Origin of the sequence: Pseudomonas sp. NPDC089428, assembly GCF_044749325.1 — a bacterium.
Taxonomy (GTDB): domain Bacteria; phylum Pseudomonadota; class Gammaproteobacteria; order Pseudomonadales; family Pseudomonadaceae; genus Aquipseudomonas.
On the sequence record NZ_JBIVHT010000005.1, the window covers coordinates 286,134 to 302,626 of the forward strand.

13 protein-coding genes and 1 riboswitch are annotated in these 16,493 nt (G+C 63.4%); of the genes, 7 read left to right on the plus strand and 6 right to left on the minus strand.

The window, feature by feature from the left end; genetic code table 11:
• Window positions 1–88 precede the first annotated feature (88 nt).
• The 3 genes from ACIPZ5_RS12440 to hldE all read left to right on the plus strand — a co-directional run bounded on the left by ACIPZ5_RS12440 (window position 89) and on the right by hldE (window position 4,639).
• Window positions 89–1,264 (plus strand): O-antigen ligase family protein, encoded by a 1,176-nt coding sequence (locus ACIPZ5_RS12440; protein ID WP_400808895.1) that lies wholly within the window; start codon window positions 89–91, stop codon window positions 1,262–1,264.
• A gap of 15 nt (window positions 1,265–1,279) precedes the next feature.
• Complete coding sequence (gene msbA / locus ACIPZ5_RS12445) at window positions 1,280–3,088, plus strand: lipid A export permease/ATP-binding protein MsbA (RefSeq protein WP_313710471.1); 1,809 nt, start codon at window positions 1,280–1,282, stop codon at window positions 3,086–3,088.
• A gap of 129 nt (window positions 3,089–3,217) precedes the next feature.
• Window positions 3,218–4,639 carry a bifunctional D-glycero-beta-D-manno-heptose-7-phosphate kinase/D-glycero-beta-D-manno-heptose 1-phosphate adenylyltransferase HldE gene (gene hldE / locus ACIPZ5_RS12450; RefSeq protein WP_261942443.1) on the plus strand — a complete coding sequence of 474 codons (1,422 nt, stop codon included), beginning with the start codon at window positions 3,218–3,220 and terminating at the stop codon, window positions 4,637–4,639.
• 151 nt (window positions 4,640–4,790) lie between these two features.
• Here hldE and ACIPZ5_RS12455 read toward each other — a convergent pair whose 3' ends face one another.
• From ACIPZ5_RS12455 to ACIPZ5_RS12470, 4 genes are read right to left on the minus strand one after another with little or no spacing between them, the layout of a single operon-like run.
• On the minus strand, window positions 4,791–5,759 hold the full coding sequence (locus ACIPZ5_RS12455) for a metal ABC transporter ATPase (protein WP_343598145.1): 969 nt from the start codon (window positions 5,757–5,759) through the stop codon (window positions 4,791–4,793).
• 55 nt (window positions 5,760–5,814) lie between these two features.
• The gene (locus tag ACIPZ5_RS12460; RefSeq protein ID WP_400808898.1) at window positions 5,815–6,627 is read right to left on the minus strand and encodes an aldo/keto reductase; all 813 of its coding nucleotides are present in this window, start codon (window positions 6,625–6,627) and stop codon (window positions 5,815–5,817) included.
• Complete coding sequence (locus ACIPZ5_RS12465; protein WP_343598149.1) at window positions 6,624–7,799, minus strand: FAD-dependent oxidoreductase; 1,176 nt, start codon at window positions 7,797–7,799, stop codon at window positions 6,624–6,626. Before ACIPZ5_RS12465 ends, ACIPZ5_RS12460 begins: the two co-directional genes overlap by 4 nt.
• A gap of 46 nt (window positions 7,800–7,845) precedes the next feature.
• Window positions 7,846–8,178 (minus strand): multidrug efflux SMR transporter, encoded by a 333-nt coding sequence (locus tag ACIPZ5_RS12470; protein WP_054887895.1) that lies wholly within the window; start codon window positions 8,176–8,178, stop codon window positions 7,846–7,848.
• A gap of 87 nt (window positions 8,179–8,265) precedes the next feature.
• On the opposite strand from ACIPZ5_RS12470, the gene ACIPZ5_RS12475 reads away from it, so the two are divergent.
• Together ACIPZ5_RS12475 and waaA are read left to right on the plus strand one after the other, a co-directional pair.
• The gene (locus tag ACIPZ5_RS12475) at window positions 8,266–9,156 is read left to right on the plus strand and encodes a LysR family transcriptional regulator (protein WP_313710477.1); all 891 of its coding nucleotides are present in this window, start codon (window positions 8,266–8,268) and stop codon (window positions 9,154–9,156) included.
• 11 nt (window positions 9,157–9,167) lie between these two features.
• The gene (waaA, locus tag ACIPZ5_RS12480) at window positions 9,168–10,439 is read left to right on the plus strand and encodes a lipid IV(A) 3-deoxy-D-manno-octulosonic acid transferase (protein WP_343598153.1); all 1,272 of its coding nucleotides are present in this window, start codon (window positions 9,168–9,170) and stop codon (window positions 10,437–10,439) included.
• A 101-nt stretch (window positions 10,440–10,540) separates the two neighbouring features.
• Here the strand turns inward: waaA and ACIPZ5_RS12485 are convergent, their stop codons facing one another.
• Window positions 10,541–11,974 carry a TolC family outer membrane protein gene (locus ACIPZ5_RS12485; protein WP_400808901.1) on the minus strand — a complete coding sequence of 478 codons (1,434 nt, stop codon included), beginning with the start codon at window positions 11,972–11,974 and terminating at the stop codon, window positions 10,541–10,543.
• Between the two features lie 161 nt (window positions 11,975–12,135).
• Window positions 12,136–12,242, plus strand: a riboswitch (TPP riboswitch).
• A gap of 155 nt (window positions 12,243–12,397) precedes the next feature.
• Between ACIPZ5_RS12485 and thiC the strand changes: the two genes are divergently transcribed.
• A complete protein-coding gene (gene thiC / locus ACIPZ5_RS12490) occupies window positions 12,398–14,278 on the plus strand; it encodes a phosphomethylpyrimidine synthase ThiC (protein ID WP_343598154.1) in 1,881 nt (626 codons plus the stop codon).
• Window positions 14,279–14,426: 148 nt separating this feature from the next.
• Window positions 14,427–15,710, plus strand: a complete 1,284-nt coding sequence (gene cytX, locus ACIPZ5_RS12495) for a putative hydroxymethylpyrimidine transporter CytX (RefSeq protein WP_261942450.1) — start codon at window positions 14,427–14,429, stop codon at window positions 15,708–15,710.
• On the opposite strand, the gene ACIPZ5_RS12500 is transcribed toward cytX, so the two are convergent.
• Complete coding sequence (locus ACIPZ5_RS12500; protein WP_343598157.1) at window positions 15,679–16,425, minus strand: RsiV family protein; 747 nt, start codon at window positions 16,423–16,425, stop codon at window positions 15,679–15,681. The two genes, cytX and ACIPZ5_RS12500, sit on opposite strands and share 32 nt — an antisense overlap.
• Window positions 16,426–16,493 lie beyond the last annotated feature (68 nt).

Below are 16,493 nucleotides of genomic sequence, written 5' to 3' on the forward strand. Positions count from 1 at the left end.
GTCGTCCGGCAACTGAAAATGACCGGCAATAATGCCGAAATTTACGCGTTAACACCATGATGGTGTTACGGATCCAGCGGGAGAAGGGATGTTGTATCAGAAAAATTGGGCGAAAGTCTGGCTGGGGTTCGGGCTGGTCTGGTTTCTCAGCGCTATAGCGCTGGCGCCCAGCAACAAGTTATACCAGCAAGGACTGATTGCCTTCCTGTGGCTGCCGACGCTGCTGCTGGCTTGGCCTGCGCGTGGCGTGTTGGTCGAAGCCTGGCGACGCCAGCCCGCTTTGTGGGGCAGCTTGCTGTTGCTCATGGTGTGGGGTGGAATCAGTCTAGCCTGGACATCGGCCTTGGAGCCGGGACGAGAAGTCAAACGCCTGCTTTATGTCGCACTGTTCCTGCTGGCGTTCCCCCTGCTGGCCCAAGGTGGTAGCGATCGCCTGCGGCATTTGTTGCAGATTGGCGGCGGCCTGCTGGCGCTGGCGGCGCTGGTTTCGATCATTCATTTCTATATTCTTCAGGGCCAGCCATTACTGGCGCGCCTGGCCGGTATCGGTGAGATCTCGCACCCGATCCTGGGCGCCTATGTCATTGGCGCCGCGACATTGTTGCTGTTGTATCAAGTTCCCCATGAGCGTATGGGCCAGCTTGTCTGGGCGCTGGCGGTTGCTTGCCTCGCTGCCTTTGCGGTGCTGAGCCAGAGCCGCGGGGCAGTGCTTGCATTGCTGGCGACAGTGGTCCTGGCGCCCTTGTGGCAGCGTGATCGACACAGCCGGTTGCTGGCCCTTGGCGCGTTGCTGGCAACTGCCTTGGCCTTTTATGTGATGTATGACGTCATCACCCAGCGTGGCTCATCGTACCGGCCGGAGATTTTCGAAGCGGTGCTGGGCATGATCGGCGAGCATCCGTGGAGCGGTTTGGGCCTGGGTGCGCCTTACAGGGTCAACGCTGCCGGTTTGCAATTCGACCATTCACACAACTTGTTTACCCATGTGGCGATTGAGCTCGGTTTGCCGGGAATGCTGCTGTGGATTGCCGTCTGGCTGTTCACCTTCGGTGAGATCGTGCGGGCCCGCCACACCGTGCTTGGCAAACTCCTGATGGGTCTTTGGGTGTTCTCGACGTTGGCCATGCAGTTCGATGCCGCCAGCCTCACGGGTACCCCACGTGCAGAGTGGTTCATCAGCTGGTTGCCGGTCGGCCTGACCCTGTTGCTGCCATGGGTACGTGCCGAAAATGACGCCTGTGGTAAAATTTCCGGCTCAACCTGAACAGCGAGCTCGATGATGGCCGAAACACCGCTACCGGCGGAGCACAGCTCCAGCCTGAAGATCTACTTCCGGCTGCTGAGCTACGTGAAACCCTATGTCGGCATTTTCCTGCTGAGCATTGTTGGTTTCGTGATCTTTGCTTCGACCCAGCCCATGCTGGCCGGGATTCTCAAATATTTCGTCGACGGGCTGAGCAACCCGGAAGCAGTCCTGTTCCCCAATGTTCCCTACCTGCGCGACCTGCAGTTGCTGCAGGCGGTTCCGCTGCTGATCATCCTGATCGCGGCATGGCAAGGTCTGGGCTCGTTCCTGGGCAACTACTTTCTGGCCAAGGTTTCCCTGTGCCTGGTGCATGACTTGCGCGTGGAACTGTTCAACAAGCTGCTGGTGCTACCCAACCGCTACTTCGACAACCACAACTCGGGCCACCTGATTTCGCGGATCACCTTCAACGTGACCATGGTCACCGGTGCCGCCACAGATGCGATCAAGGTCGTAATCCGTGAAGGCCTGACGGTGGTGTTCCTGTTCGGCTACCTGCTGTGGATGAACTGGCACCTGACCCTGGTGATGGTCGCTGTCCTGCCGGTAATCGCGGTAATGGTCAGCGTTGCCAGCAAGAAATTCCGCAAGCAGAGCAAGAAGATCCAGTCCGCCATGGGCGATGTGACGCACGTCGCTTCCGAGACCATCCAGGGTTACCGCGTGGTGCGCAGCTTTGGCGGTGAAGCCTACGAACAGCAGCGCTTCGGCAAGGCCAGCCAGAGCAACACCGACAAGCAGCTGCACATGACCAAGACCGGCTCGCTGTACACACCGCTGCTGCAACTGGTGATCTATACCGCCATGGCGGCGCTGATGTTCCTGGTGCTGTTCCTGCGAGGTGAATCCACTGCCGGTGACCTGGTGGCCTACATCACGGCGGCAGGCCTGCTGCCCAAGCCGATCCGTCAGCTGTCGGAAGTCAGTTCGACCATCCAGAAGGGCCTGGCCGGTGCCGAGAGCATTTTCGAGCAGTTGGATGAGCAGCCGGAGCTCGACACCGGTACCGTCGAGAAGGACCGTGTGGCAGGCCGCCTGGAAGTGCGCAACCTGAGCTTCACCTACCCCGGTACCGAACGCGAGGTGCTGAGCGACATCAGCTTCGTCGCCGAGCCTGGGCAGATGATTGCTCTGGTCGGGCGCTCGGGTAGCGGCAAGTCGACCCTGGCGGCCTTGATCCCGCGCTTCTACCACCACGATCAGGGGGAGATTCTGCTCGATGGCGTGGAGATCGAAAACTATCGCCTGCGCAACCTGCGCCGCCATGTCTCCCAGGTGACCCAGCACGTCACCCTGTTCAACGATACCGTGGCCAACAATATTGCCTATGGCGACCTGGCGGGCGCCCCGCGTGCCGATATCGAAGCGGCAGCTGCAGACGCCTACGCCAAGGAGTTTGTCGACCGCCTGCCAAAAGGCTTCGATACCGAAGTCGGTGAAAACGGTGTGTTGCTCTCCGGTGGCCAGCGCCAGCGCCTGGCGATTGCCAGGGCGTTGCTGAAGAATGCGCCGCTGCTGATCCTCGACGAAGCCACTTCGGCGCTGGATACCGAATCCGAGCGGCATATCCAGGCGGCCCTGGATCATGTCATGCAGGGCCGTACCACGCTGGTGATCGCCCACCGCCTGTCGACCATCGAGAAGGCCGACCTGATTCTGGTAATGGATCAGGGCCGCCTGGTCGAGCGAGGCACCCATGCCGAACTGCTCGCGGCCAATGGCCATTATGCCCGCCTGCATGCCATGGGCCTGGATGAGCCGGCAAAAGCCGATATCACCTGACCCGCCTTGATCGGGGCCGTATCGGCCCCGATTGTCACGGGAATTTTCCAGGGTGTATCTGGCCGTAAAGCCGTCGCCTACCCTGTGCTAATATCCTGCCCCTGTTCATTATTTCCATATGGGTTGCCCATGAAGTTGTCCATGCCGCGTTTCGATCAAGCCCCGGTACTGGTGGTCGGCGATGTCATGCTCGACCGCTACTGGCATGGTGGTACTTCGCGTATCTCGCCTGAAGCGCCAGTGCCGGTGGTCAAGGTCGATCAGATCGAGGATCGCCCCGGCGGCGCGGCCAACGTTGCCTTGAACATCGCCGCCCTTGGCGCGCCAGCCTCGCTGATCGGTGTCACTGGCCAGGACGAGGCCGCCGACAGCCTCGCCAACAGCCTGCAGGCCGCTGGCGTGCGTTCGGTGTTCCAGCGCATCGCGCACCAGCCGACCATCGTCAAGCTGCGGGTCATGAGCCGTCATCAGCAACTGCTGCGCATCGATTTCGAAGAGCCGTTCGCCACCGACCCGCTGTCACTGGGGGCGGAAGTCGACAGCCTGCTCGAGGGTGTCAAGGTGCTGGTCCTTTCCGACTACGGCAAGGGCGCGTTGAAAAACCACCAGAGCCTGATCCAGGCCGCACGTGCCAAGGGTATTCCGGTTCTGGCCGATCCCAAGGGCAAGGATTTTTCCATCTACCGTGGCGCCAGCCTGATTACCCCGAACCTCAGCGAGTTCGAAACCATTGTCGGCCGTTGCGCCGATGAGGCCGAACTGGTCGCCAAAGGTCTGCAATTGCTGCAGGACCTGGACCTTGGCGCGTTGCTGGTAACCCGTGGCGAGCACGGCATGACCCTGCTGCGCATCGGTCAGCCGGCGCTGCACCTGCCGGCCCGGGCCCGCGAAGTGTTCGATGTGACCGGCGCTGGCGATACCGTGATCTCTACCCTGGCGGCTGCCATTGCCGCAGGCGAAGACCTGCCGCACGCCGTGGCCTTGGCCAACCTGGCTGCTGGCATCGTGGTCGGCAAGCTGGGTACCGCCGCAATCAGTGCGCCGGAGTTGCGCCGGGCAATCCAGCGTGAGGAAGGTTCCGAACGTGGTGTCCTGGGCCTGGAGCAGTTGCTGCTGGCCATCGACGATGCACGGGCGCACAAGGAGAAAATCGTCTTCACCAACGGTTGCTTCGATATCCTCCATGCCGGGCATGTCACCTACCTGGAGCAGGCGCGGGCACAGGGTGATCGCCTGATCGTCGCGGTGAACGATGATGCCTCGGTCAGCCGCTTGAAGGGGCCGGGCCGCCCGATAAACAGCGTTGACCGGCGCATGGCTGTGCTGGCGGGCCTGGGCGCGGTGGACTGGGTGATCAGCTTCCCTGAAGGCACGCCGGAAAACCTGCTGAGCCAGGTCAAGCCAGATGTGCTGGTCAAGGGCGGGGACTATGGTATCGACCAGGTGGTGGGTGCCGATATCGTCAAGGGCTATGGCGGTACCGTGAAGGTGCTGGGGCTGGTCGAAAACAGCTCGACCACTGCCATCGTCGAGAAGATCCGCAAGAACTGATCGAGCCCTGGGCCGCTATGGCGGCCCCTGTGGGAGCGGGTTTGCCCGCGTAGAATGCAAATCGCTGCATGGCACCGGGTACGCCGGTGTTCGCGGGTAAATCGGTGCGCCGAACCGCCGCTCCCACATGGACCGCGCAAGCCCAGGAATATCACTTGTGAAGTGAACTGCGGGCCCGTTCCAGCAGCGCCCGTGCCTTGTCACCAAAACGCTGCAGATGCGAAGCCGGGGCCGCTTTGCGCTCCACCAGCCCCTGCTGCTTCACCCAGTCCTTCCAGCGAATCCGCTCGTCGGCCACCACCCAGCCTTCCTGCCGGGCAAAGCTCTCGGCCAGGTACAGCCCGCGGGTACTCGCCGGCACCAGCTCATCTTTCTTCAGCGTGTACAACTCGGCCAACGGCTGGCCATCCTGTACCGGCATCAGGTACAGATCCGGCCGTTTGCGGTTGAGCCGCGCTACCAGCTGGTCGCCTTCCAGCCGCTCATCGACATGGAACAGGCTGAGTTTCTTGGCCTCCCTCGGCACCTGCAGGCGCATGTCGTAGATCAGCTGCAGCGAAGCCGTCGGCAAATGCACATAGGCCCGTGGCCGTTCCAGCAACATCAGGTTGCCGCAGTGCACGGGGCGGGCAGCACCCGACTCTGGGGTCAGCACGAAGGGCAAGGCTTCGCGGTAATGCAGTGCGGCGGCATATGGGGCTGGCAGCCATGTGTCGTTGAAGCGCCCGCTCAGCCAGCCTTCCGGGGTCTCCAGCAAGCATTCTTCAGCTACCTCCTGGACGGCGGTGTGCAGTGGCAGGTTGAGCTCCTGGGCGGGGACATAGCCGGAAATCAGTTTCAGTACCACGTCACCACGGTCCTGGCGGCGTTGCCTTACCAGCACCCAGTAATCACGGTGCTGCCAATGCAGGGTCAGGCGCACGGACACACCCAGGTTGGCCAGTTCGACCACGAAGCGCTGCTTGTCGGCGAGCTGGATGGCGCGCCGCCGCTGCTGGGTCTGGGCGAAGTTCAGGGGCATGCCGATGCTCTGGTAGACCAGGCCTTCGGGGGTGGCTTCGACATGCAGCGGCAGTGTCTTGAAGTTGCTCGGGTTCTTGCGGATCAGCGTACGCGCCACGAGGCTCCTCCTTGCGTCGGGTCAGTCTCCAGGCCCATCTTGGCTGGGTGGCAACTCAATGCTGGCCCAGGATGCGGGCGACGGTGGCCACGTTGTGGGCCAGGTGCAACGGATTGATGGTGCCGACGATAGCACTGCTCACGCCCGGGTGGGCGAACAACAGCTCGAAGCTGGCCTGCACCGGGTCGACCCCAGGGGCAAGGCAGATATGCCCACTGGCCAACGCCTTCTTCACCAGAATGGCCTTGCCGTGTTCGGCAGCGTAGTCCAGCACTGGGCGTTCTGCCTGCTCATTGAGGTTGTAGGTGACCATGGCGCAATCGCCTTGCTCCAGCGCCTTCAGGCCGCCGGCGACGGTCTTGCCGGAAAGCCCGTAGCCGAGAATCTTGCCTTCCTGCTTGAGCGCCGCGAGGGTCTGGTAGACCTCTTCCTGCTCGAGGATTTCCAGGTCGTTGCCATCGGAGTGCACCAGCACCAGTTCGATGCGGTCGGTTTCCAGGCGCTGCAGGCTGCGCTCCACCGAGCGGCGGGTGTGGGCGGCGCTGAAGTCGAAGCTGGACTGGCCATCTTCGAACTCTTCCCCCACCTTGCTGACAATTACCCACTGATCACGCTGGCCGCGCAGCAGCGGCCCCAGGCGCTCTTCACTGCGGCCATAGGCCGGCGCGGTGTCGATCAGGTTGATACCCAGCTCGCGGGCCTGGGCCAGCAGCAGGCGCGCTTCGTCATCGCTGGGGATGGTGAAGCCATTGGGGTATTTGACGCCCTGGTCGCGGCCCAACTTGACCGTGCCCAGGCCCAGAGGCGACACATTGAAACCGGTGCTGCCCAGGGGGCGGTGCAAGCCATGCAAGGTTGGCAAGGTCATGGCAGCAGTTGCTCCCAGGCCGGTACACCCACGGCCGGGCGCGGCAAGCCGGCAAGGTCGGCCTGAGCTGCCGGGCGCACGCCGTCGCGTTCGAGGCTGGCCAGTACACGGTCACTGAAGTCCGGTGCCAGTGCCAGTTTGGTCGGCCAGCCCACCAGCAGGCGCTGCTGTTCGGCGAGGAAGGCGTTGTCGGGGCGAACCAGACCAGACTGCGCGGGCTCGGCGCGATCGACGCGCAGGGTGGCCCAGCGCACCTGGCCTTGATCGACCCAGGGCAGCAGGTGGGCAATTTCCTTTTGCGCGGCAGCGATCTGTGCGGCGGGCTCGCGGGCCACGCCATCGGCTTCGGCCAGGTCGCCACCGAGGTACCAGACCCACTGGCCATCGGCGGCCGGGTGGGTGGTGATGGTCACCCGTGGCTTCGGACCGCCGCCCAGGCAGTGGGCATAGAGCGGCTTGAGGTTCGGGCCCTTGGCCAGGACCATGTGCAACGGCCGGGTCTGCATGGCGGGTTGCTTCAGGCCCAGGGCATGCAGCAGGTCTTCGGTACCGGCGCCAGCGCTGAATACGATGCGTTGGGCGCGGATTTCACGGTCGTCTACGCGCAGGCCGATCAGTTCGTCGCCCTCGCGCAGCGGTTCGACACGTTCGCCCGCGAGCAGGCTGTCACCGGCCAGTTCGGCCAGGTTGGCGAGCAGGCTGGGCACATCGATCACCAGTTCGGCCAAGCGGTAGACCTTGCCCTTGAAGCCGCGGTCCTGCAGGGCGGGTGGCAATTGCTCGCCCTTTACCTGATCGACCCGGCCACGCACGGCCTTGCTGGCGAAGAAGCTGGTCAGGTTGCCGGCCAGGGTGCCTGGCGACCACAGGTAATGGGCATCGGAAAGCAGGCGGGTACGGGTCAGGTCCAGCTCGCCGCTGCCATTGATCGCTTCGCGCCAGCGTCGCGGCATGTCGGCGATGGCTTCCGAGGCACCGGTCAAGGCACCGTGCAGGGCGTACTTGGTGCCGCCGTGAATGATGCCCTGGGACTTGATGGTCTGCTCGCCACCGAGGCTGGCGCGCTCCACCAGCACCGTCGAGTAGCCAAGGCGACGCAGGCGGGCATTGAGCCAGAGGCCTGCGACCCCGGCGCCGACGATCAGCACGTCAGTGGAAATGGCGGATGGCATGGCGGTACCTCGAAGACTGGGACAGCTGGCAAGTATACAGGCTGCCTCAGTGCCCGGCAGTTTTGGAAAACAGCTGAATCACCACCACGCCACCAACGATCATCGCCATGCCCAGCATTGCCGGTACATCCAGCTTCTGCCCATAGACCACCAGCGCCGCCACGCTGATCAGCACGATGCCAAGGCCCGACCAGATCGCATAGGCGATGCCTACCGGAATGCTGCGCACCACCAGGGTCAGCATCCAGAACGCGATCCCGTAGCCCACCACCATCAGCAGCAACGGCAAAGGCGTGCTCAGCCCTTTGACCGCCTTCATGGAGGCAGTGGCGATGACTTCGGCGCAGATGGCGATGGCGAGGTAGGTGTAGGCATTCATGACAGGTTCCTCCGGTAACTGGCTCGGCATTCTAGCGGTTGCCCAGATGCGGTAAAGTCATTACCTATCTTGATTGGAGATAGGTAGATGGCCGAGCAATGGAACCTTGAACAACTGCGCACCTTCCTGCGGGTTGCTGAATTGCGCTCGTTTTCCGCAGTGGCCCGGGAACAGCGCAAGGCGCAGTCGGCCATCAGCAATGCCATCGCCCTGCTGGAAACCGACCTGGGTGTCACGCTGTTCGAGCGCAGCAGCGGACGGCAGCCGAAACTGACCGAAAACGGTACGGCGTTGCTCGAAGATGCCCGCGAACTGTTGCGTCAGTGCGAGCGCCTGGATGGCCGCGCGCTGGCGCTGATGCGTGGCCAGGAAGCACTGCTCAGGGTTGCCCAGGATGAGGCCATGCCTTATCAGCCGGTGATCGACAGCCTCGATGAACTGGCCAGCCGCTACCCCTATCTGGAGGTGCAACTGGCCAGTGGCGCCCAGGGCGATGTGGCGCGCAAGCTGGCCGAGCGGCGTGCCGACCTGGGGCTGTTCTTCCACCATGAACGTATCCCGGCAGCGCTGGAGCGGCGTGCGCTGGGCAGTGTGGAAATGGTCACGGTGTGTGCGGCCGACCACCCGCTGGCGCGCGAAGGCCGGGTTACCCGTCAGCAGCTGGCCCGGCACCGGCAACTTCTGATCACCCCGCAGCAAAGTGGCTACCCCGGCGGCGAGGCGATCAGCCCGCACGTCTGGCGTGCCGACAGCTTCTACGCCATGGCCGAACTGCTGATGCGCGGCCTGGGCTGGGCCTGGCTGCCGCGGCATGTGGTGCAGTACCCGACCTACCAGGCGCACATGGTCGAGCTCGACAGCGAATGGCGCCCGCCGGCACTGGTGGCGGAGCTGGCCTGGCGCCGCGACGAACCGCTGGGCCCGGCCGCGCAATGGTTGGCCGAGCGCTTTGCGGTGCACCTGCGCGCGATCGGGTAAACTCCGCCGCCATGAACAGAACACTCTATACCTTGCTGTTTCACCTGGGCCTGCCGCTGGTTGCGCTGCGCCTGTACCTGCGCGCGCGCAAGGCACCGGCCTATGGCCAGCGCATCGCTGAGCGCTTTGCCCGCAAGCTGCCAGCCATGCGCCAGGGGGGGATCTGGGTGCATGCGGTGTCGGTCGGTGAAAGCATTGCCGCGGCGCCGATGGTCCGTGCGCTGCTCAAGGCCTACCCGGACCTGCCGATCACGCTCACCTGCATGACCCCGACCGGCTCCGAGCGCATTCGCGCGATGTTCGCCGATGAGCCACGCATCCAGCATTGCTACCTGCCTTACGACCTGCCGTGGGCGGCTGGGCGCTTTCTTGACCATGTGCGGCCGCGGCTGGGCATCATCATGGAAACCGAACTGTGGCCTAACCACATCCACCAGTGCGCCCGTCGCGGCATTCCGGTGGCCTTGGCCAACGCTCGGCTGTCCGAGCGCTCGGCCCGTGGTTATGGGCGTTTTGCCAAACTGACCCGGCCGATGCTGGGTGAGATGAGCCTGATCGCCGTGCAGACCGAAACCGAGGCCCGGCGTTTCCGTGAGCTGGGTGCCCGCCCTGAGTGCGTGCAGGTTACTGGCTCGATCAAGTTCGACCTGAAGCTCGATGAGCACTTGCAGCCCCGTGCCAGGGCACTGCGCGAACAGTGGGGCGCCAGCCAGCGTCCGCTGTGGATCGCTGCCAGCACGCATGAGGGGGAAGATGCCTTGATCCTGCAGGCGCACCGGCAGTTGCTGCAGGTGCATGGTGATGCGCTGCTGATCCTGGTGCCGCGCCACCCTGAGCGGTTCGATGGCGTGCATGCCTTGTGTGCTGGGCAGTTCGCCACGGTACGTCGCTCTGCCGGCACGCCGGTTGAGGCGCAGACGCAGGTGCTGCTCGGCGACACCATGGGTGAGTTGCTGTTCCTCTATGCCCTGGCCGACATCGCCTTCGTCGGCGGCAGCCTGGTGGCCACGGGCGGCCATAACCCACTGGAGCCTGCGGCATTGGCATTGCCGGTGCTCATGGGGCCACATGTGTTCAACTTCCTGGAAATCAGCGCGATGTTGCGCGAGGCGGGGGCGTTGCAGCAGGTCGATGACGCCGACGGGCTGGCCGAGGCGGTGCGGCGATTGATCGAGTTGCCTCAGGATGCGCAGCGCATGGGCGAGGCGGGCAGGGCGGTGATGCGGGCCAACCAGGGCGCCTTGCAGCGCTTGCTGGATGGGCTGGGCAAGCTTCTTGGCTGACCTTGTGCTGGCTTCTTCGCGGGTAAACCCGCTCCCACAGGTTCAGGGCAGGCCTCAAGCCTGTGGGAGCGGGTTTACCCGCGAAGAAGCCAGCACCTGTCTCAAGGCCTGCGCTCGAAGTTCTTGGCTGCCGCGGCCGCCAGGTCCGGTGGCAGGAAGTCCTTGTCCGGGTTGTAATCCGGCTTCAGGTACTGCTTGAGGTCCTGCAGATCCTGCGGGCTCAAGGTCCCGGCAGCCTGCTTCAGGCTCAGGTTGTCGAGAATGTAGTCATAGCGGCTGTTGTTGTAGTCACGCACCGAGGTGTACAGCTGGCGCTGGGCGTCGAGCACGTCAACGATGTTGCGAGTACCGACCTGGTAGCCGATCTCGGTGGCTTCCAGCGCACTCTGGTTTGAAATGATCGACTGCTTGCGCGCCTGCACCTGTTCCACATCGGTGTTCACGGCGCGGTGCAGGTTGCGGGTGTTCTCCACCACCTGTCGGCGCAGGCTTTCACGTTGCTGCTCACTCTGGCTCAGGCGCTGATAGGCCTCGCGTACCTGCGAGCTGGTCAGGCCGCCACTGTAGATCGGAATGTTCAGCTGCAGGCCGACGCTGGTCTGTTCCACATCGCCGCTGTAACGCTGGCCGAACGGTGACGGGTTGGTGAAGCCCAGGCTGTCGTTGTCGCCTTTCTCGTACTTGGCCACTGCATCGAGGGTCGGCGCGTGCCCGGCCTTGCGCTGACGCAGGGTTTCTTCGGCGGCGGCGACGGCGTGGTTGGTGGCCAGCAGGTTGAGGTTCTGGCGGCCAGCGGTTTCCACCCAGGCCTTGGCGTCGTTGGGGGTCGGCACCTTCACCGGCAGTGTGTGGACCACACCCTGGATCGAGCTGTAATCACGGTTGGTCAGGGTGACCAGCGCCTCGAAGGCATCCTGTACCTGGCGCTCGGCGATGATCCGGTTGGCCCGGGCGGTATCGTAGCTGGCCTGGGACTGCAGCACGTCGGTCTTGTCGGAAAGGCCGACGTCGAAACGTTCGTTGGACTGGTCCAGCTGGCGCTTGAAGGCCGCTTCCTCGGCTTTGGTCGCCGCCAGGTTGTCCTGGGCGCGCAGCACCGAGAAGTAATCCTGCGCAGTCTGCAGGATCAGGTTCTGCTCGGTGGCCGACAGTTGCAGCGCCGCCTGTTCATTGACCGCTTCGGCGGCCTGGAGCTGGAACCAGCGATCGGCGCGGAAGATCGGTTGCGCAAGGGTCGCGCTCCAGGTATTGCCGCTGCGGTTGGCGGTGGCCGACGGCTGGTCGATCTTGGTGCGGGTATTGAGCATCTCGGCACCGGCCGAGAGGTTCGGCAGCAAGCCGGCGCGAGCCTGCGGCACGACTTCTTTCTGGGCGCCATAGTTGGCACGGGCGGCAGCAAGATCGGCGTTGTTGTCGACTGCTTCCTGGTAAACACTGACCAGATCGGTTTTTACCGTCGTGGGCAAATCCGCTGCCCAGACCACGCCATTGGACGCACAAGACACGGCTATCGCCAGTGAAAGTTTGCGCAGCATAGAGGCAATCCTTGTACGAAATTTAATTACTGAACTGTTGAGTATCGAGCGACGGGCCAGTGTAGTGCCATGCGCATCCGCCAACAATCATCGGTTGCGCCTTTCATCTCCCCTGCGTTTTACCCGCTTGGCTTTGCCGACCACTCCAGTCTAGACTGCGCATGTTCTTGTCGGGGTGCCTTGAAGCAAAGGCTGAGATCGCAAAGGTGCGGATCCCGTTGAACCTGATCAGGTTAGCGCCTGCGTAGGGAACAAGATTGCTCGCCTTCCCGGGGAGCCTCTTGTGCCAGGTCCGGGAATGTCGCAGCTGCGTGCAGCTTCAGGCACCCCCACATCCGGCACTGCACCCGTCAACGGGTGCGTCCACGCCATTCAGGTTCACCCCGACATTCCACTGCTAGGAAGCCGTCTGGAGAGCCTGTGATGACCAAACAAGAAAAAACGATCAACCTCAGCGAATCGGCACAAGTCGATCAGCAGTCCGTGCAACCGTTCCCGCGTTCGCGCAAGGTCTATGTCGAAGGCTCGCGCCCGGACATCCGCGTGCCCATGCGCGAAATCAGCCTGGACGACACCCCGACCGACTTCGGTGGCGAAAGCAATGCGCCCGTGCTGGTCTACGACACCTCCGGCCCGTACACCGACCCCAACGTCATCATCGACGTGCGCAAGGGCCTGGCTGACGTGCGTTCGGCCTGGATCGAGGCACGCGGTGACACCGAGCGCCTGGACGGCCTGAGCTCCGACTTCGGCCAGCAGCGCCTGAACGATGCGGAACTGGCCAAGCTGCGTTTCGCCCACGTGCGCAACCCGCGCCGGGCCAAGGCTGGCGCCAACGTTTCGCAGATGCACTATGCTCGCCAAGGCATCATCACGGCCGAGATGGAATATGTGGCCATCCGCGAGAACATGAAGCTGCAGGAAGCCCGCGCTGCCGGCCTGCTGAACGAGCAGCACGCCGGCCACAGCTTCGGTGCCAACATTCCGAAAGAAATCACCCCGGAATTCGTCCGCCAGGAAATCGCCCGTGGCCGCGCGATCATCCCGGCCAACATCAACCACCCCGAAGTGGAACCGATGATCATCGGTCGCAACTTCCTGGTGAAGATCAACGGCAACATCGGCAACAGCGCCCTGGGCTCCTCGATCGAGGAAGAAGTGGCCAAGCTGACCTGGGGCATCCGCTGGGGCTCGGACACCGTCATGGACCTGTCCACCGGCAAGCACATTCATGAAACCCGCGAGTGGATCATCCGCAACTCGCCGGTGCCGATCGGTACCGTGCCGATCTACCAGGCCCTGGAAAAGGTCAACGGCGTGGCCGAGGACCTGACCTGGGAGCTGTTCCGCGACACCCTGATCGAGCAGGCCGAGCAGGGCGTGGACTACTTCACCATCCACGCGGGTGTGCTGCTGCGTTATGTGCCGCTGACCGCCAAGCGGGTCACCGGCATCGTCAGCCGCGGTGGCTCGATCATGGCCAAGTGGTGCCTGGCGCATCACAAGGAAAACTTCCTGTACACCCACTTCGACGAGATCTGCGAAATCATGAAGGCCTACGACGTCAGCTTCTCGCTCGGCGACGGCCTGCGCCCGGGTTCGATCGCCGACGCCAACGACGCGGCCCAGTTCGGTGAGCTGGAAACCCTCGGCGAGCTGACCAAGATCGCCTGGAAGCATGATGTGCAGTGCATGATCGAAGGCCCCGGCCACGTGCCGATGCAACTGATCAAGGAGAACATGGACAAGCAGCTGGAATGCTGCGACGAGGCGCCGTTCTACACCCTCGGCCCGCTGACCACCGACATCGCCCCAGGCTACGACCACATCACCTCGGGCATCGGCGCGGCAATGATCGGCTGGTTCGGTTGTGCCATGCTGTGCTACGTCACGCCCAAGGAGCACCTGGGCCTGCCGAACAAGGATGACGTCAAGACCGGCATCATCACCTACAAGATCGCCGCCCATGCTGCGGACCTAGCAAAAGGTCACCCGGGCGCGCAGATTCGTGACAATGCCTTGTCCAAGGCGCGTTTCGAATTCCGCTGGGAAGACCAGTTCAACCTGGGCCTGGACCCGGACACCGCGCGTGCCTTCCATGACGAGACCCTGCCGAAGGAATCGGCCAAGGTCGCGCACTTCTGCTCGATGTGCGGGCCGAAGTTCTGCTCGATGAAGATTACCCAGGAAGTGCGTGAATACGCAGCCAAGATCGAGGCCGTGGACGTGACCGTCGAGCAAGGCATGCGTGAGCAGGCCGAGCGGTTCCGCCAGGAAGGCAGCCAGCTTTACCACAAAGTGTAAGAACGCCACGTCCCCTTGTGGCAGCGGGCTTGCCCCGCGAAAGCCTCAGATGAGCCAATGCATTTGGCAGGTCTGACGCTTTCGCGGGGCAAGCCCGCTCCTACAAGGAGGTGGCAAAGCCTGATCAATTCTTCCTGCGAACATAACAATGACATCACCCAGCCAATTCTCCCCCGACCACCCGGTCCCCACCCACCAGCGCATCTTCGGCGCCCGTGACCTGTTCTCGCTGTGGTTCTCCCTCGGCATCGGCCTGATGGTGCTGCAGGTCGGCGCCATGCTGGCCCCTGGCCTTGGCCTGGCCGGCGCAGTGCTGGCCATCGCCCTTGGCACCGGTGTCGGTGTGCTGTTGCTGGGGGCTGCCGGGGTCATCGGCAGTGACACCGGCCTGTCGGCCATGGGCACCCTGAGGCTGAGCCTGGGCCGCCATGGCGCGCGCCTGCCGGCATTGCTCAACCTGCTGCAATTGGTGGGCTGGGGCGCCTTCGAGATCATCGTCATGCGTGACGCGGCCAGCCTGCTGGGTGCCCGGGCGTTCGGTGAAGACAGTGCCTGGAACAGCCCGATGCTCTGGACTCTGTGTTTCGGCGCGCTGGCCACCCTGCTCGCCGTCAGCGGCCCGTTGGCGTTCGTGCGCAAGGTGCTGCGTGCCTGGGGGATCTGGCTGCTGCTGGGTGCGTGCCTGTGGCTGACCTGGAACCTGTTTGCCAAGGCCGACCTGGCTGATCTGTGGAACCGTGCCGGGGACGGTTCGATGTCGCTGGCCGTAGGCTTCGACATCGCCATCGCCATGCCGCTTTCGTGGTTGCCGCTGATCGCCGACTACTCGCGCTTTGCCCGTAATGGCAGGCATGTATTCGGTGGCACCGTTCTGGGCTACTTCATTGGCAATACCTGGCTGATGAGCCTGGGCGTGGCCTACACCCTGGCGTTTGCCGCCAGTGGCGAAGTCAATGCGCTGCTGCTTGCCCTGGCAGGCGCCGGCATGGGCATCCCGCTGCTGTTGATTCTGCTGGACGAGTCGGAAAAGGCTTTCGCCGATATCCACTCGGCGGCCGTTTCCACCGGCGTGCTGCTGCCGCTGAAGGTCGAACACCTGGCCTTGGCCATTGGTGTGCTGTGCACGCTGATCGCCTTGCTGGCGCCACTGGCCCAGTACGAGAACTTCCTGCTGCTGATCGGTTCGGTGTTCGCGCCGCTGTTCGGTGTGGTGCTGATGGACCACTACGTGATCCGCCGTCGCCGCCTGCCGGCACAGGTCGATGGCTTGCATTGGCAGGCACTGGTGGCCTGGGTGGTGGGTGTGGCGGCCTATCACGTGATCGCCGCCAAGGCGCCTGAGCTGGGGGCTACCCTGCCAGCATTGCTGCTGGCAGGTGGGCTGCATGGGCTACTGAGCTTCAGCCGCGGCCGGGAAACAGCTCAGGCTTGAGTACGCCATTCAGGCGCGGGTAAGGGATCTTCAACTCCACGTGGCCCATGGAGTAGGGCGCGATGGCATAGACCTCGTACTTCACCACCAGCGCGCCGTACGTCAGGGCGATGTGCGGCGACTTCTTGAACGGCCAGGTCTTGACGAACTCGGCGTCCTTGTCCATCCCAACGCTGATCAGCCAGGCACGGTGCGACTCTTCTACAGTCTTCCAGAAGGTGTCCTCCTGGCCTGGCACCAGCATGTCCTGCAGGGTCAGCACCTTGTCCAGCTTGCGCGAGTAGTTGATGAAGCCGCGCCCCGGCATGCCGTGGGCACCGCCGCTGTCGAGGTAGCTGGACAGCTCGATGATCACCAGCCCGTCATGCTGCTCGCGTACCTTGGCTTGCAGGTAGCTGCTGTTGCGTTTGTCGGCGCTGGCCAGGTATTGCTGTTCGTAGGCCTGCAGGGTGCTTGGCGCGGTGCCATGCTGATTGTCTTCGGTCAGTTGCAGCAAGCGTTTTTCGACGATGGCATCGAGCTTGGGCTGGGCCGGGAAATGCACGGTGTCAATGTTCACCAGTGGGCAGTCGCTTGCGCTGCAGCCAGGTTTGACGTGCTCCCAGGCATCACGCTTGACCTCGAGCGGGGTCCGGTAATTGGGTGCGAACAGGCTCTGGCAGGCGCCCAGAGCGAGAGCCAGCACGGCCACGGAAGTCAGTTTGACAAGTGTCATGATGATCCTTGCAGAACAGGAAAAGTCGGCCTTTGACCGTCTGCGCGGCCTTCAGTTCGCCACTAAGC

Bases quoted from the DNA above. Each gene is read 5' to 3' on its own strand.
- ACIPZ5_RS12440 (WP_400808895.1), top strand. From the start codon at position 89: ATGTTGTATCAGAAAAATTGGGCGAAAGTCTGGCTGGGGTTCGGGCTG.
- msbA (WP_313710471.1), top strand. From the start codon at position 1,280: ATGGCCGAAACACCGCTACCGGCGGAGCACAGCTCCAGCCTGAAGATC.
- hldE (WP_261942443.1), top strand. From the start codon at position 3,218: ATGAAGTTGTCCATGCCGCGTTTCGATCAAGCCCCGGTACTGGTGGTC.
- ACIPZ5_RS12460 (WP_400808898.1), bottom strand. From the start codon at position 6,627: ATGACCTTGCCAACCTTGCATGGCTTGCACCGCCCCCTGGGCAGCACC.
- ACIPZ5_RS12465 (WP_343598149.1), bottom strand. From the start codon at position 7,799: ATGCCATCCGCCATTTCCACTGACGTGCTGATCGTCGGCGCCGGGGTC.
- ACIPZ5_RS12470 (WP_054887895.1), bottom strand. From the start codon at position 8,178: ATGAATGCCTACACCTACCTCGCCATCGCCATCTGCGCCGAAGTCATC.
- ACIPZ5_RS12475 (WP_313710477.1), top strand. From the start codon at position 8,266: ATGGCCGAGCAATGGAACCTTGAACAACTGCGCACCTTCCTGCGGGTT.
- waaA (WP_343598153.1), top strand. From the start codon at position 9,168: ATGAACAGAACACTCTATACCTTGCTGTTTCACCTGGGCCTGCCGCTG.
- ACIPZ5_RS12485 (WP_400808901.1), bottom strand. From the start codon at position 11,974: ATGCTGCGCAAACTTTCACTGGCGATAGCCGTGTCTTGTGCGTCCAAT.
- thiC (WP_343598154.1), top strand. From the start codon at position 12,398: ATGACCAAACAAGAAAAAACGATCAACCTCAGCGAATCGGCACAAGTC.
- cytX (WP_261942450.1), top strand. From the start codon at position 14,427: ATGACATCACCCAGCCAATTCTCCCCCGACCACCCGGTCCCCACCCAC.
- ACIPZ5_RS12500 (WP_343598157.1), bottom strand. From the start codon at position 16,425: ATGACACTTGTCAAACTGACTTCCGTGGCCGTGCTGGCTCTCGCTCTG.